Source organism: Kribbella swartbergensis (genome assembly GCF_054784135.1).
This window is the reverse complement of record NZ_BAAGPM010000014.1, coordinates 815,856-827,948: the sequence shown is the minus strand read 5'-3', so window position 1 is coordinate 827,948 and position 12,093 is coordinate 815,856. Positions and strand designations below refer to the sequence as shown.

The following is a 12,093-nucleotide window of genomic DNA, read 5'->3' as shown; positions in this document are numbered from 1 at the left end:
AGACCGGCGCCGTCCAGGCGGTCGACGGTCTGACCTTCAACGTGACCCGCGGCGAGACGTTGTCGCTGGTAGGCGAGTCCGGCTGTGGGAAGACGACCACCGGCCGGCTGCTGACCCGGCTGCTCGAGCCGACGTCCGGCCGGATCGTCTTCGAGGGCAGGGACATCAGTCACCTGAGCGAAGGCAAGATGCGCCCGCTGCGCCGCGACGTGCAGATGATCTTCCAGGACCCGTACGGCTCGCTGAACCCGCGGCACACCGTCGGCAAGATCGTCGGCGCGCCGTACCGGCTGCAGAATGTGAAGACCGAGCACGGGGTGAAGCGGGCCGTGCAGGAGCTGCTCGAGCTCGTCGGCCTGAGCCCGGAGCACTACAACCGCTACCCGCACGAGTTCTCCGGCGGCCAGCGTCAGCGCATCGGCATCGCCCGCACCCTCGCTCTCCGGCCGAAGCTGATCGTGGCCGACGAGCCGGTGTCGGCGCTGGACGTGTCGATCCAGGCCCAGGTCGTCAACCTGCTCGAGGACCTGCAGGAAGAGTTCGACCTGACCTACGTGATGATCGCTCACGACCTGTCCGTCGTACGGCACGTCTCCGACCGGGTCGCGGTCATGTACCTCGGCAAGATCGTCGAACTGGCCGACCGGGTGGACCTGTACGAGAAGCCGATGCACCCCTACACGGTCGCGCTGCTCTCGGCCGTCCCGGTCCCGGACACCAAGCGCAAGGCCAAGCAGGAACGCATCCGCCTCCAAGGCGACGTCCCCAGCCCCATCAACCCGCCTCCGGCCTGCCGCTTCCACACCCGCTGCTGGAAAGCCCAAGACATCTGCAAAACCATCGAACCCCCGCTGGTCGAGCTGGCCCCGGGCCACCGCAGCGCCTGCCACTTCCCGGAGAACGCCTCCCCGGACCAGGAGGCCACTGCGCAGGCCGCCGCCAAGGAGGACCCAGCAGCCACCAGGCAAGACCCGGTCAGCTGAACAGGTCGTAAATCGGGCTGCCGGCCGGAACGGCGAAGGGCGTCGTGCGCGGCGGTGTCGCGCTGAACGTGAAGCTGGAGAAGGCGGGCGCTACGGCGTCGGCACCCAGACGCGAGCGCAACTTCTTCAGCGCATCGGAGACCTGACTCTTCACCGTGCCGACGGAGCAGCCGAGAACCTCGGCCGTCTGGACCTCGGTCAGGTCTTCGTAGTACCGCAGTACGAGCGCCGCCCGTTGTCGCGGCGGCAGTCTCTGGAGCTCGTGCCACAACCAGATCCGCACGGTCGCGTCATCCGTGTCCACGGCCCGATCGGGTACGTCGTCGTTGGGTCGTTCGGCCCACCAAGACGTACGCCGCCACCAGCCGATCGCGGTGTTGGTGATCACGCGGCGTGTGTAGGCCTCCGCGTTGGCAGGGGTCACGCACGCGCCGCCGCCCGGTGTACGTCTTGACCAACGCCTCCTGGACGAGGTCCTCCGCCAGGCCGCGCTCGCCGGCCAGCAGGTAGGCGTAGCGGTACGGGGCGCCATGCCTGCTGGTCGCGAATTCCGCGAGCTCGGCGGAGTCGGCCATCGGATCCCCTCGGTCGGCCGGTTGGGTCGATCTACCCACCCTGATGGGAGGACGCCGCCAAAAGGTTGGGTGTTGCGTCGTAGAGCAGCCGCGCGATCAGGGTATGGCCGGCCGCGTTGGGGTGGTCACCGTCGGAGGCCAGGAGGGTGGTGACGTCGGCCGGGCTGTCTTCAAAGGGCGTGTAGATGTCGACGTACGTCGCGTCGCCGGTCCGGGCCGCGGCCGCGATGACTGAGTTGACCCGCAGGGTCAGCCGGTCGGTCGCGGCGCGTCCGGTCGCGGGGAAGGCACGGCGCGCGACCTCGCCGTCCTCGAAGACGTTCCAGTAGCCGGTGACCAGGATGGTGATCGGTAGTCTGCCGCGCAGGGTGTGGACGCGCGTGAGGATGCGCTGAATGTTGCTGGTGAGTCGCGCGAGCTCCTCGGCGACGCAGTCGGTGGGGCACTGGCCGCTGGTGACGTTGGCGTGGTGGTCGCCGAAGTCGTTGGCGCCGATCGTGATCAGTACGACGTCGGCTGTGCCGGTCGCGCGTTCGGTGCGGGAGTCCGGCCGGTCGAGCTGGTTGAGGAGGTCGGTCGAGTCCTGGCCGCCGAGGCCCAGATTGGTGACTGATACGGCGGCCCCGGTCCGGTCATGCAGGAGATCGCCGTACACGCTGGGGAAGGCGACGCAGCCGCAGTTTGTGCCGGAGCTGACGGAGTCTCCGAGGGCGACGACGTGGAGTTGCCCAGTGGTCTGCAGGGCTGCGGGCACCGCGCTGCTGCCGGCCTCCGCACCGCCACCCGCCAGGGCAACGAGTGCGATGAGGAGCAGCGCGGTGGTGAACCGTCGCAGTCTGGAGATCACGCCGGTTTGGAAGACCTCGCTTCGGGGTGGACGGTGAGCTCGTTCGCGAGCCATGGATAGGCGGTGGCGAAGGCGGGTCCCGCGAACTGCCAAACGTGGGAGCCGGGCGAGATCTCGACCCGGGACCAGATCCCCACCTTGGCCGCCGCCTGGGACAGTTCCTCGGCCTCGTGCTGGTGGCGGATCTCCGACGTACTGGTGAGGAAGAGGCCGTTGACGTCGGGGTACGGCCCGTGGGCGCGCATCACCAGGAGCGGTTCGTTCGCCTTCTCGGCGGCCACGTTGCCGCCGTACAGGTCGCGCAGGGTCTGGGCCCCGTCGCCGCTGTTCGGGAACAGGTCACCGGAGATGTCGATGAAGTGGGTGAAGGTCGCAGGGTGCTCGACGACCAGGTCGAGAGCGCACGTGCCGCCCATCGAGAAGCCCGCGACCGCCCACTGCCGTGGATCCCGGGACGCGCCGAACGTGTTCTCGATGAAGTGCGGGATGTCCTCGTCGAGGTGGTCGGCGGAGTTGCCGCGCGGGCCGTTCACGCATTCGGTGTCGTTGTCGAACTTCGCGATCGGGTCGGTGAAGACCAGGATGGGTGCGTATCCGTGGTGACGGCGTGCGTACGCGTCGGACACCTGTACGGCGTTGCCGAGGCGCACCCAGTCACCCGGAGCGCCGCGCTCGCCGCCGATCATCTCCACGACCGGCAGTGCCGGCCGATGCGGGCTCCGGAACCAGATCGGCGGCAGGTAGACCAGCTCCTGCCGGTGCCGGAACGCGCTGTACGCCGGTGGGATGTTCACCGCGACCAGCCGTCCGGCCGGCGGCAGCTTCCCGGTGCCGGCGTCGTGGGCCAGCCCCGACATGGACAGCTGGCCAGGAAGGGGCGTGTCGGTCCAGTCGTTCACCGCTGAGTCGATGGTCGGGTAGTAGCCGACGAACTGGTTGATCTGGTTGGCGCACACCAGCGCCGCGAGCCCGATCGCGACGACCGCCGTTCCACGCCGCCACCACCGCGCGGTCCGCCACCCGACGGCTAGCACGATCAGCGCGGCCAGGCCGACCCCGAACCACACCCACACCCTGAACGGCAGCGGATCAGTGAGCCCGACCCAGCGGGCCCCGGAGTACGCCGCGATCAGCGTGCCCAGCGCGGCCCCAACCGCGATCAGTGGCACCGACCGCGACCGCCACGGCCGGTCCCGCCACCCCACCGCCACCAACAGCGCCGTGGCGGCGACGACGTCCAGCACTACCGGAAACCAACCCCCGAGCAGCGACACGTTCACCCGATACCTCCAGAAGTCGATAGACCCAAATCCCAGACGCCGACGTCCACCGACTGGTTGGCACGGGCGACTCAGGTCTCGCCGGGGGGCCAGGCTGAACCTGGCGTCTTCGTGGGCCGGGAGATCACCGAGTGTCGTAGCGTCCGGCGATCCCAGTCGTTCGACAATGTCGAACGACGAGCGTTGTGCCGCCTCGCGATCGCTCTTAGATTCCAGCCAGCCGTGGTCGTCACGGTGTGGAAGGGAGGCTAAGGCATGGCTACGACCGAAGCGGTCAAAGCGAAGACCCTTCTGGGGGAGTGCTCCGCCGAACTCGCGGGCACGTTCATCCTGATCCTGTTCGGCTGCGGTGTGGTGGCGCAGGTGGTGGCCGGGGGAGAGGGACTCGGGGACCACGACTCCATCGCCTGGGCGTGGGGTATCGGCGTGACCCTGGGCATCTACACCGCGGGCCGGATGACCGGCGCGCACCTGAACCCGGCCGTGACGATCGCGCTGGCGGCGTTCCGCGGGTTCAGCTGGAAGAAGGTGCTGCCGTACTCGGTGGCGCAGTTCCTCGGGGCGTTCCTGGCGGCGCTCGTGGTTCGCTGGAACTACACCGAGGCACTGAACAAGTTCGACCCCGGGCTCACGATCAAGAGCCAGGGCGTGTTCTCGACCCTGCCGGGCAACGGCAGCCTGGATCTCGGCGTCGGGATGTGGGACGGCTTCCGGGACCAGATCATCGGTACGGCGATCCTGATGTTCCTGATCCTGGCGATCGTCGACCTGCGCAACACGTCGCCGGCGGCCAACCTGGCGCCGTTCATCGTCGGCCTCGTGGTGGTCGGCATCGGGATGGCGTGGGGCACCAACGCCGGGTACGCGATCAACCCGGCCCGTGACTTCGGCCCCCGGCTGGCCTCCTTCTTCACCGGGTACGGCGGGGCGTTCAAGGACCAGTTCGGGGATCTCTATTTCTGGGTGCCGATCGTGGCACCGATCATCGGGGCCCTGGTCGGCGCGTTCCTGTACGACCTGCTGGTCGGCCGCAACCTGCCGATCGCCGACGAGGACGAGGAACCGGGCCGGATCCCCGAGGAGAAGGCAGCATGACCCTGAGCACGCTTTGTGAGGAGAGGACTTTCCATGGCTGACTTCGTCGGTGCCGTCGACCAGGGCACCACGAGCACCCGCTTCATGATCTTCGACCACTCCGGCAACGAGGTGGGGATCCACCAGCTGGAGCACGAGCAGATCCTGCCGCAGGCCGGCTGGGTCGAGCACAACCCGGTGGAGATCTGGGAGCGGACCAGCTCGGTGATCCGGACCGCGATGAACGCGCAGGGTCTGCAGGCCAGTGACCTGGCCGCGCTCGGGATCACCAACCAGCGCGAGACCGCGGTGGTCTGGAACCGCAGGACCGGGCGGCCGTACTACAACGCGATCGTCTGGCAGGACACCCGGACCGACCGGATCGCGTCCGCCCTCGAACGCGAGGGCAAGGGAGACGTGATCCGGCAGAAGGCCGGCCTGCCGCCGGCGACGTACTTCTCGGCCGGCAAGGTGCAGTGGATCCTGGAGAACGTCGACGGAGTCAGGGAGGCGGCCGAGGCCGGTGACGCGGTCTTCGGCAACACCGACACCTGGCTGCTGTGGAACCTCACCGGCGGCGTGGACGGCGGTGTGCACATCACCGACGTGACCAACGCCAGCCGGACCATGCTGATGAACCTGGAGACGCTCGACTGGGACGACGAGCTGATCTCGTTCTTCGGTATCCCGCGGCAGATGCTGCCGGAGATCCGGCCGTCGTCGGACCCGAGCAAGTACGGCGAGACGCTGGCCAACGGACCGCTCGGCGGTGTGGTGCCGCTCACCGGTGACCTCGGTGACCAGCAGGCCGCGACCGTCGGTCAGGTCTGCTTCAACCCGGGCGAGGCCAAGAACACCTACGGCACCGGCAACTTCATGCTGCTGAACACCGGCACCGAGCTGGTCCGGTCGAAGGCCGGCCTGCTCAGCACGATGTGCTACAAGTTCGGCGACGAGGCGCCGGTCTACGCGCTCGAGGGCTCGATCGCGGTGACCGGCTCGGCGGTGCAGTGGCTGCGCGACCAGCTCGGCATCATCTCCGGTGCGAGTGAGACCGAGACGCTGGCCCGGCAGGTCGCGGACAACGGCGGGGTGTACTTCGTCCCCGCGTTCTCCGGCCTGTTCGCGCCGTACTGGCGGTCCGACGCCCGGGGCGCGATCGTCGGGCTGTCCCGGTTCAACACCAACGCTCACCTGGCCCGAGCAACACTGGAAGCGATCTGCTACCAGAGCAAGGACGTCGCGGACGCGATGGAGAAGGACTCCGGGGTGAAGCTCGAGGTACTCAAGGTGGACGGCGGTGTCACCGCGAACGAGCTCTGCATGCAGTTGCAGGCGGACATCCTCGGCGTGTCGGTGAGCAAGCCGGTCGTCGCGGAGACCACCGCGCTCGGGGCGGCCTATGCGGCCGGTCTGGCGGTCGGGTTCTGGAAGAACAAGGACGAGCTGGTGCAGAACTGGAACGAGGCCAAGCGGTGGGAGCCGCAGTGGGACGACGAGCAGCGGGCCAAGGGGTACGCCGGGTGGCAGAAGGCCGTCCAGCGCACGCTCGACTGGGTCGACGTCGACTGACCAGGCCGGCTCGGTAGGCAACACAACGGAATCGGAAGGAACAGCACAGTGCGCGTAGTGGCTCTGTCGCCGCAAGCGAGGACCGAGGCCATCGACGCGATGGCCGACGGACGGGAACTGGACGTCCTGGTGATCGGTGGCGGGGTGGTCGGCGCCGGCTCGGCCCTCGACGCCGCGACCCGCGGACTGACCACCGGACTGCTGGAGGCGCGCGACTTCGCGAGCGGCACCTCCAGCCGGTCCAGCAAGTTGGTCCACGGTGGCCTTCGCTACCTGGAGATGCTCGACTTCCGACTGGTGCACGAGGCGTTGCAGGAGCGCGGCCTGCTCCTGCAACGCCTGGCGCCGCACCTGGTGAAGCCGGTGCCGTTCCTCTACCCGCTCCAGCACCGCTGGTGGGAGCGGTTCTACGCCGGTGCCGGTGTCGCCCTGTACGACGGGATGGCCTTCAGCTCCGGGCACGGCGCCGGACTGCCGCTTCACCGCCACCTGACCCGGCGTGGGGCGATGCGGCTGGTGCCGAGCCTGAAGAAGTCGGCCCTGGTCGGCGCGATCCAGTACTACGACGCCCAGGTCGACGACGCCCGGCACACCATGGAGCTGGCCCGTACGGCGGCGTCGTACGGCGCCCTGGTCGCGAACCGGGTGAAGGTCACCGGCTTCCTCCGGCAGGGTGAGCGGGTCACCGGCGTCCAGGCGAAGGACCTGGAGACCGGCCGCGAGTTCGAGGTCCGGGCCAAGCAGGTCGTCAACGCGACGGGGGTGTGGACCGACGACACCCAGGCGATGGTCGGCGAGCGCGGGCAGTACCACGTCCGCGCCTCGAAGGGCATTCACCTGGTCGTCCCGAAGGACCGGATCCAGTCCAGCACCGGGATGATCCTGCGGACCGAGAAGTCCGTGCTGTTCATCATCCCGTGGGGCCGGCACTGGCTGATCGGCACCACCGACACCGACTGGAACCTGGACAAGGCCCACCCGGCGGCGACCAGCAAGGACATCGAGTACCTGCTCGACCACGTGAACGCGGTCCTCACCACGCCGCTGACCCGCGAGGACGTCGAGGGTGTGTACGCCGGCCTGCGCCCGCTGCTCGCCGGCGAGTCGGAGAGCACGTCGAAGCTGTCCCGCGAGCACGTCGTCGCGCACGCCGCGCCGGGGCTCGTGGTGGTTGCCGGCGGCAAGTACACGACGTACCGGGTGATGGCCAAGGACGCGATCGACGCGGTCGCCAACGCCCTCGACGGGCGGGTGCCGAAGTGCACCACGAAGAACATCCCGCTGGTCGGTGCCGACGGCTACCACGCGCTGTGGAACCAGCGGCACCTGATCGCCCGGCGCTCCGGCCTGCACGTGGCCCGGATCGAGCATCTGCTCAACCGGTACGGCGCCATGATCGAGGAGGTCCTGCAACTCGTCGAGGAGGACCCGTCGCTGGGTGAGCAACTGCCCGGCACGCAGGACTACCTGCAGGCGGAGATCGTGTACGCCGCCAAGGCCGAGGGCGCCCGCCACCTCGACGACGTGCTGGCCCGGCGGACCCGGATCTCGATCGAGGCCTGGGACCGTGGGGTCGGTGCCGCCGAGGCGGCGGCGCGGCTGATGGCCCCGGTGCTCGGCTGGGACGAGGCGACGATCGAGCGCGAGGTGTCGTTCTACCTGCGCCGGGTCCAGTCCGAGCGCGACTCCCAGGACCAGCCCGACGACGAGTCCGCCGACAAGGTCCGCCTCGCCGCCCCCGACATCGTGTCCCCGGCCTAGGTCCGGGCCCGACCTCTGGACGACCGCGCCCTCCCGTGGCTTACTCGAAGTGAGCCAGGGGAGGGCGGAATGGGGCCGGACGCAACGAACACGCGGACGCTGTCGGTTGCCACCGGGATCGCCGGTCTGGCCGGTCTCGTGCTGGTGGCCGGCAGCCAGGCGCTGGTGCAGGTCGGCGGTGCCGAGCCGGCCTTCGACGCTCCGGCGGAGGAGATCCTGAGCTTCTTCGAGGCCCGCAACGACACGCTGTACGCCGCCGGATCCTTCCTCGGCGTGATCGCCGCCCTGGCGCTGCTCTGGTTCTTCGCCGGTTTCTCGGTGGTGCTGCGGGACGCCGAGGGTCAGCCGGCCTGGCGCTCCGTGGTCGCCCTGGCCTCGGGGATCGTGGTCGTGGTCCCGGTGCTGAGCCCGGGCTGGGATCTGGCCGGCTTCCGCGTGGACGACGGGGTCGACGCGCAACTCGCCCGACTCGCCTTCGACCAGGGCAATCTGGGCTTCGCCAACGCGTGGCTCGGGCTGGCGAGCTTCCTGGCGGCCGCGGCCTGGATCATCCTGGCGTCTCGATCGCTGCCGTCCTGGCTCGGCTGGTGGGCCGCCGTCACGGCTGTCGGCTTCCTGGCCGGCCGCGCGTTCTGGACGACGCCGATCTGGCTGATCCCGTACGCCCTGTTCTGGGTGTGGGTCATCGTCGTCAGTGTCCAGTTGCTGCGAGGACGGTGGCGATCAGCGCCGTCCCGGGGGCAGTTCGACCACCTGGGCCGGGGGACGGACTGACCTCGGCGGCGTCGAGCGGTTCGCCGCACTCGGAGCAGCAGACAGTTGCCGTGGTCACCTTTCCGCACGTGTCGTGGGTGAATCGCATCGGCTGACCCGCGGGCGGGGTCGCGTGCCGGTCGCCCCACGCGGTGAGCGCGAGCAGGATCGGCACGAGTTCGCGGCCGGCCTCGGTCAGCCGGTAGGCGTACCGGACCGGGTTCTCCTGGTACGGCGTACGCGTGACGAGGCCGCCGTCCATCAAGGTGGCGAGCCGGTCGGTCAGCAGGTTCCGCGAGATGCCGAGGTCGGAGACGAGCTGGTCGAACCGGTCGAGACCGAGGTACAGGTCGCGCAGGACGAGGGGAGTCCACCAGTCGCCGATGATCTCCAGGGACTGGGCGAGCGAGCAGTGCATCGAGGCGAAGCTGGTGTTCCGCATGTCACCATCGTAGTCAGTTGCGTCATTGAACTCACTCTCCCTAGGCTGGGGTCATGTATCACCGGTTCGTGGCGAAGCAGGTGCGGAAGGCGTTCGCGGAGATCAGCGCCGGCAACTGGGAGGCGATGGTCGCCGGGATGGCGCCGACGTTCACCTACCGGTTCTACGGCGATCATGCGCTGGCCGGTGAGCGGCACACGCACGACGCGCTGCGGCGGTGGTGGCAGCGGTGCTTCCGGCTGCTCCCCGACACGCGGTTCGACGTGCACGACGTACTGGTCGCCGGATGGCCGTGGGACACCCGGGTTGCGACCGCGGTGACCGTCGACGTCGGTGTGGCGGACGGTTCTCGCTACCAGAACGTCGTCCACCAGTTCCTGCGGATGAAGTGGGGCAAGATCACCGAGGTGCGGACGCTGGAGGACACCGCCGTACTGGAGAAGACCCTCGACCGGCTGGCCGCCGCCGGCTTCGCGGAAGCGCACGCGGCACCGATCACGGATTGAGGCTCAGTCCTCCGGGCGGATCCAGTTGAACGTTCGCTGGACCGCGGCCTTCCAGTTCTCGTACTCGGCGGCGCGGCGGGCCGGGTCCATGTGCGGCAGCCATTGACCGGCCCGGTGCCAGTTGCTGCGCAGCCCCTCCAGGTCGGGCCAGTAGCCGACCGCCAGGCCGGCCGCGTACGCCGCGCCGAGTGAGACCGTCTCGGTCACCATCGGCCGCACCACCCGGACGTCGAGCAGATCGGCGAGGAACTGCATCAGCAGGTTGTTCGCCGTCATCCCGCCGTCGACCTTCAGCGCGGTCAGTTCGATCCCGGAGTCGGCGTTCATCGCGTCGACCACCTCGAGCGTCTGGAACGCCGTCGCCTCCAGCACCGCCCGGGCCAGATGGCCCTTGGTGATGTAACCGGTCAGTCCCGCGATCACGCCACGGGCCTCGCTGCGCCAGTGCGGCGCGAACAGCCCGGAGAAGGCGGGCACGATGTACGCGCCGCCGTTGTCCTCGACCGTCCGGGCGAGCGTCTCGATCTCGGCCGCGGTGTGGATCAGCCCGAGCCCGTCGCGGAACCACTGCACCAGCGACCCGGTCACCGCCATCGAGCCTTCCAGCGCGTACGACGCCGGCTCGTCGCCGATCTGATAGGCCACCGTGGTGAGCATGCCGTGCTTCGACCGGACGATCTCCTGGCCGGTGTGCAGCAGCAGGAACGAGCCGGTGCCGTAGGTGCACTTCGCCTCACCCGCGCTGAAGCAGGTCTGGCCGAACAGCGCAGCCTGCTGGTCCCCGAGCGCCGCCCCGATCCGGACCCCGGGCAACACCTCGGTCGCGGTCGCGAACACACCGGAGGAGGGGCGGATCTCCGGCAGGATCCCCCGGGGTACGTCGAACGCCTGCAGCAGCGTCTCGTCCCACTGCAGCGTCTCGATGTTCATCAGCATCGTGCGGCTGGCGTTGGTCACGTCCGTGACGTGCAGGCCGCCGTTCACGCCGCCGGTGAAGTTCCAGATCAGCCAGGTCTCCATCGTGCCGAACAGCACCTCGCCGCGTTCGGCGCGCTGCCGCAGCCCAGGCGTGTGGTCGAGCATCCACCGGATCCTCGGTGCGGAGAAGTACGTCGTCAGCGGCAGCCCGCACAGATCGGCGAACCGGTCCGGGCCCTCGTCGCCGGCCAGTTCGGTCACCAGGCGATCGGTCCGGGTGTCCTGCCAGACCACCGCGTGCCCGATCGGACGGCCGGTCCGGCGGTCCCAGAGCAGACTGGTCTCGCGCTGGTTGGTGATGCCGATGGCAACGATCTGGGACGGTTCGGCGCCGATCTGCCGGACCGCGGCCGGGACCACCCGGGTCACGTTCCGCCAGATCTCCGCGGCGTCGTGCTCGACCCAGCCCGGCCGCGGGAACAGTTGCCGGTGCTCCCGCTGCGCGACCGAGACGAGCCGGCCGCGCCGGTCGAACAGAATGCACCGCGACGAGTTCGTCCCCTGGTCCACTGCCGCCACGTACTGCTCAGCCATGACTGCACCCCCGGCGAACCGTCACCTGTCCTCCCGCAGGTCGCGGCCGATGGCCTCGGCGGTGGCCCGGACCATGCCGACCAGGTCGGCGCGATGACGCAGCCGGCTGTCGCAGATGCGCTCGATCCGGCCGGTCATCCCGACCGCGCCGACCACGAGTCCGCCGAGCCCCCGGATCGGCGCCGCGATACTGGCCGTCTCGACCGTGTACTCCTCGCACTCACCGGCCCAGCCCCTGGCCCGGACCGCGGCCAGTTCCTCGGCCAGGCGCGCCGGGTCGACGATCGTCCTGGTGGTGTAGGCCTCCAGCGTGGACGGGCGGGCGGCTCCGCTGGTGTCGAACGCCAGCACGGCCTTGCCGAGGGCGCAGGCGTGCGGCGGGAGCGTCGTACCGACGTCGAGGTCCTGGTCGCTGTCGTCGGGGCGGAAGACGTGGTGGACGACCACCACCTTGCCCTCGACCAGCCTGCCGACGCGGACCACCTCGCCGCTGCGGGAGGCGAGCGAATCGGCCCAGTTGATCGCGCGGCTGCGGAGTTCGTTCGGGTCCAGGTAGGTCTCCCCGAGCCGGCCGAAGGCGTCGCTCAGGTGGTAGTGCGCGCCGCTGTGGTCCTGCTCGACGAACCCGACCTGGTGCAGGGTCCGGAGGATCCCGTGCACGGTCGTCTTCGGCAGCCCGAGCGCGTGTCCGACGTCGGCGACCCCGAGCCCGTCGGGCGCGGCCGCGAGCAGTCGCAGCACAGCGGCAGCCCGCTCGATGGACTGCACAGTGCCCGGCACAGTGGCAG

The 12,093-nt window shown here is 69.5% G+C and carries 12 protein-coding genes; 6 read left to right on the top strand and 6 right to left on the bottom strand.

The genetic code is table 11. The annotated features are described in order from the left end of the window. Nucleotides 1-983, top strand: a 983-nt coding sequence (locus tag ACYVOK_RS10860; RefSeq protein ID WP_460662175.1) for an ABC transporter ATP-binding protein, incomplete at its 5' end; no start/stop codon positions are given. Here ACYVOK_RS10860 and ACYVOK_RS10855 read toward each other — a convergent pair. From ACYVOK_RS10855 to ACYVOK_RS10845, 3 genes are all read right to left on the bottom strand, one after another. Continuing rightward, the gene (locus ACYVOK_RS10855; RefSeq protein ID WP_460662174.1) at nucleotides 976-1,371 is read right to left on the bottom strand and encodes a sigma-70 family RNA polymerase sigma factor; all 396 of its coding nucleotides are present in this window, start codon (nucleotides 1,369-1,371) and stop codon (nucleotides 976-978) included. The two genes, ACYVOK_RS10860 and ACYVOK_RS10855, sit on opposite strands and share 8 nt — an antisense overlap. Before the next feature lie 218 nt (nucleotides 1,372-1,589). Continuing rightward, nucleotides 1,590-2,405 (bottom strand): SGNH/GDSL hydrolase family protein, encoded by an 816-nt coding sequence (locus ACYVOK_RS10850; RefSeq protein ID WP_460662173.1) that lies wholly within the window; start codon nucleotides 2,403-2,405, stop codon nucleotides 1,590-1,592. After that, nucleotides 2,402-3,685, bottom strand: a complete 1,284-nt coding sequence (locus tag ACYVOK_RS10845) for an alpha/beta hydrolase (protein WP_460662172.1) — start codon at nucleotides 3,683-3,685, stop codon at nucleotides 2,402-2,404. Before ACYVOK_RS10845 ends, ACYVOK_RS10850 begins: the two co-directional genes overlap by 4 nt. 255 nt (nucleotides 3,686-3,940) lie before the next feature. Here ACYVOK_RS10845 and ACYVOK_RS10840 point away from each other — a divergent pair, with 255 nt between their 5' ends. From ACYVOK_RS10840 to ACYVOK_RS10825, 4 genes are all read left to right on the top strand, one after another. Beyond that, entirely contained in the window at nucleotides 3,941-4,780 is an 840-nt protein-coding gene (locus ACYVOK_RS10840) for an MIP/aquaporin family protein (RefSeq protein WP_460662171.1), read from the top strand. Nucleotides 4,781-4,813: 33 nt separating this feature from the next. After that, nucleotides 4,814-6,331, top strand: coding sequence for a glycerol kinase GlpK (glpK, locus tag ACYVOK_RS10835; protein ID WP_460662170.1), 1,518 nt, complete (start codon nucleotides 4,814-4,816; stop codon nucleotides 6,329-6,331). Between the two features lie 48 nt (nucleotides 6,332-6,379). After that, the gene (locus ACYVOK_RS10830) at nucleotides 6,380-8,092 is read left to right on the top strand and encodes a glycerol-3-phosphate dehydrogenase/oxidase (RefSeq protein WP_460662169.1); all 1,713 of its coding nucleotides are present in this window, start codon (nucleotides 6,380-6,382) and stop codon (nucleotides 8,090-8,092) included. A gap of 69 nt (nucleotides 8,093-8,161) precedes the next feature. Beyond that, nucleotides 8,162-8,866 carry a hypothetical protein gene (locus ACYVOK_RS10825; RefSeq protein ID WP_460662168.1) on the top strand — a complete coding sequence of 235 codons (705 nt, stop codon included), beginning with the start codon at nucleotides 8,162-8,164 and terminating at the stop codon, nucleotides 8,864-8,866. Here ACYVOK_RS10825 and ACYVOK_RS10820 read toward each other — a convergent pair. Next, the gene (locus ACYVOK_RS10820) at nucleotides 8,784-9,287 is read right to left on the bottom strand and encodes a winged helix-turn-helix transcriptional regulator (RefSeq protein WP_460662167.1); all 504 of its coding nucleotides are present in this window, start codon (nucleotides 9,285-9,287) and stop codon (nucleotides 8,784-8,786) included. The two genes, ACYVOK_RS10825 and ACYVOK_RS10820, sit on opposite strands and share 83 nt — an antisense overlap. A 53-nt stretch (nucleotides 9,288-9,340) precedes the next feature. Here ACYVOK_RS10820 and ACYVOK_RS10815 point away from each other — a divergent pair, with 53 nt between their 5' ends. Continuing rightward, nucleotides 9,341-9,793 carry a nuclear transport factor 2 family protein gene (locus tag ACYVOK_RS10815; RefSeq protein ID WP_460662166.1) on the top strand — a complete coding sequence of 151 codons (453 nt, stop codon included), beginning with the start codon at nucleotides 9,341-9,343 and terminating at the stop codon, nucleotides 9,791-9,793. A gap of 3 nt (nucleotides 9,794-9,796) precedes the next feature. Here ACYVOK_RS10815 and glpK (ACYVOK_RS10810) read toward each other — a convergent pair whose 3' ends face one another. Further along, nucleotides 9,797-11,305: a glycerol kinase GlpK gene (glpK, locus tag ACYVOK_RS10810; protein ID WP_460662165.1), complete on the bottom strand. Its 1,509-nt coding sequence runs from the start codon at nucleotides 11,303-11,305 to the stop codon at nucleotides 9,797-9,799. 21 nt (nucleotides 11,306-11,326) lie between these two features. Then, entirely contained in the window at nucleotides 11,327-12,085 is a 759-nt protein-coding gene (locus ACYVOK_RS10805; protein WP_460662164.1) for an IclR family transcriptional regulator, read from the bottom strand. Nucleotides 12,086-12,093 lie beyond the last annotated feature (8 nt).